General features: G+C 65.1%; 2 protein-coding genes. Both read left to right on the top strand.

The features are described from left to right. Positions 1–778 precede the first annotated feature (778 nt). Complete coding sequence (locus tag ABGB18_RS49245) at positions 779–946, top strand: hypothetical protein (protein WP_347702645.1); 168 nt, start codon at positions 779–781, stop codon at positions 944–946. A 541-nt stretch (positions 947–1,487) separates the two neighbouring features. Continuing rightward, a complete protein-coding gene (locus ABGB18_RS49240; RefSeq protein ID WP_347702644.1) occupies positions 1,488–2,582 on the top strand; it encodes a helix-turn-helix domain-containing protein in 1,095 nt (364 codons plus the stop codon). Positions 2,583–2,674 lie beyond the last annotated feature (92 nt).

The following is a 2,674-nucleotide window of genomic DNA, read 5'->3' as shown; positions in this document are numbered from 1 at the left end:
CTTCGTCCCCTTCGTGTCTGAATGTGCAAATCGAAGGATTACGAAGTGGCCGTCACTTGTCACATGGATCTCTCCCGTCACACCAGAGGGAAGATCACCCGTACACCACTCCCGTGGACGCTAACCGGCCACCTAGAAGTAGCGGCTACAGGGGCATGACCATTGCGCGAATCATTGTGAGACAGGATTCCGTCGCCGCACTTCTCCAGGGATTTGGCATTCAGCGTTGTACGTGACAAATCGACAACAGAACGAACCTCGGCCCCGCACGCGCAACTGGCTGGCGACGTTACCCATCAGGCCTGAGGCAGCCCGCTTCGTTCAGGTGAGAGCAGTTTTCAGGCTGGCCTACATCGCAGCAAACCTGCCTGGCATAAATATGACTGGTTTCATCTGAGCGACGAGAGTGCGGTACGGCCGCCATGAACCCTGAGCATGGTGCGGGCGGATCTCTTGAGACGATCATCATCCAGGGTGGGCCAGTGGAATCTGCCGACAAGGAGCGATTGCGCGAGGGCCGGCCAGGGTGTCGGAGGTTCACTCTCATCAGCATGAACAAACGGACCCTGCCGGTGAGACGGCGATCGAGCCGGGTGCGGGATGTGTTCCGCACACCTACTCGATGGGCGGCGGGCTCGCGACGGGGGTGCTGGGCGGTCGAGCGTTCGCGTCTATCGGACATATCGGCCTGAGCGAGCAACTACCCGTGCGGGGCGAAGGGCCGAAGATAGACCCGGCCGGCAGGGACTCTGCTGCTCTCCGGCGATAGATCTACGACATGCGGGCGTCGTTGGTGCGCGACACCCAGCTGGCCATGACTGAGAAGGCCGCCCAGAAGGCCTGGTCGGAGTCGCAGATCGCGGTTCTCAGCCGCCCGTGCGACAGCGAGCCGGGTAAGGCGCCGATGACCGGGCTTTTCGTGCAGGTCACGCCGCTGGACGCCTGATGGAGGTCGTGCAGATCCCGAGCTCGTACATATGTCACCTCGCGAACTCGGCCGAACGAGCCGTGCCGCCGACCATATGGTTGGACGTGAAACCCCGGCGAGGAGGCTGGCGAGGGTGCGGAAAACGACCACTTCGGGTGCCAGCCGATCTATCTCGTCGCGACTCCGCAGATCCACGACGTGAACGTCAGCGTCCACACCGTGGTCTGTGCATGGCCGGACGGCCAACCCCGACTCAGGCGCGCTGCGTGCCGCCAGGCCGAGGTCGCACCCCATCTCGGCGAACATCTCAGCCACAGCCGCGCCGATGCCCTGGGAATGCGCCGGCGATGAGCGCTCGCTTGCCGCGCAGGTCTGAGTTCATGATTTCCTCACCCGATTCGCACTCGTGGTTCCGGCAACATGTTTACCGATACTTACGGTTTCGTCAACATCCGGGTTGGCCGCATCACCGCATGGTCCGAGCGGCGCTCGCACACTGGCGCAGGCGCAATCCGGCCGTGCGTCGAGACATCCCCCCAATACGTCGGAGGGCGCGAGCATGATGGCGTCGAGCGCGTGTCATGCCATCGCGGGCCGCCGAGAGGCGGCGAACATCCGATCTGCCGCCGATGGCTCTCCGCTCCTGGACGCCATGGTGAAGCGGACGAGACAGGGCACGCCGACTCCGACGCAGGCGCCGGGTGACGATTTCGATCATCATGGGAGTCCCGCGATCGCAGGGCAGCATGGCCTCGACTCCCCCGGTTGCCCGGCCAACTCGGCAGACGGACCGTCGCGCCGGATTCCGGGCGACCATGTAGATCATGTCGTTACACTCTGCTCCGCCCCGAGCCACTGCTCCAGTCAAGCCCCCGTCAACTCACCATCAATTTCCGAGAGGCGGCGACATATGACCAGAAGCCGTGATGCGGCATCGCCTTCCGGCCCACCGGGGCCCCTGGCCTTCGCCCTGCGGATGCTCCGGGAGCAGGCGCTTCTTACGCAGGAGGAGCTGGCGCAACGTTCAGGACTGAGCGTGGGCACCGTCCGCGGCCTGGAGTCAGGCCGGATCCGCCGACCGCGCATCGGGTCCGTACGCATGCTCGCCACCGCGCTGGCCCTCCCCGAGCCTGACCGCACAGCGCTGATAAGGCTCGCGCGCGCAGAGCCCGGCTATCCCGAAAGATCGACGCCCTCTGTCATGGTGCCTGCGCAGTTGCCGGCGGCCGTGGCAGGATTCACCGGCCGTTCCGAGGCGCTTGCGCTTTTGGACGAGGCGCTCGTCCCGGCCGCTGTGCCGCAATTGCCGATCTCTGTGATCACGGGCACGCCCGGCGTCGGCAAGACAACACTCGCGGTGCATTGGGCGCATCAGGTCCGTACACGTTTCCCCGACGGCCAGCTCTACCTGAACCTGCGCGGGTTCGACCCGAGCGGTTCGCCGCTGGGGCCTGACGAGGCGATTCGCAGTTTCCTCGACGCGCTCCAGGTGCCGCCGCAGCGGATCCCCGGCACCGTGGAGGCGCAGGCCGGCCTGTACCGCACACTGCTGGCTGACAAGCGGATGCTGGTGCTGCTCGACAATGCCCGGGACGCTGAGCAAGTCCGCCCACTACTGCCGGGGGGCCCTCGCCCCGAAACGTGGACACCTTGAGTACCGGATGATGGAGATCCGGAGACAAGGAGTTCCACGTGGCGATGAAGTCGTATCCGCCGGAGTTCAAGGCGGACGCCGTCGCGTTGTAC

Origin of the sequence: Nonomuraea sp. B12E4 (assembly GCF_039871825.1) — a bacterium.
In the GTDB taxonomy this organism is placed as follows: domain Bacteria; phylum Actinomycetota; class Actinomycetes; order Streptosporangiales; family Streptosporangiaceae; genus Nonomuraea.
Note: the sequence above shows the minus strand (reverse complement) of the source record. Positions and strands in the feature narration are given on the sequence as shown.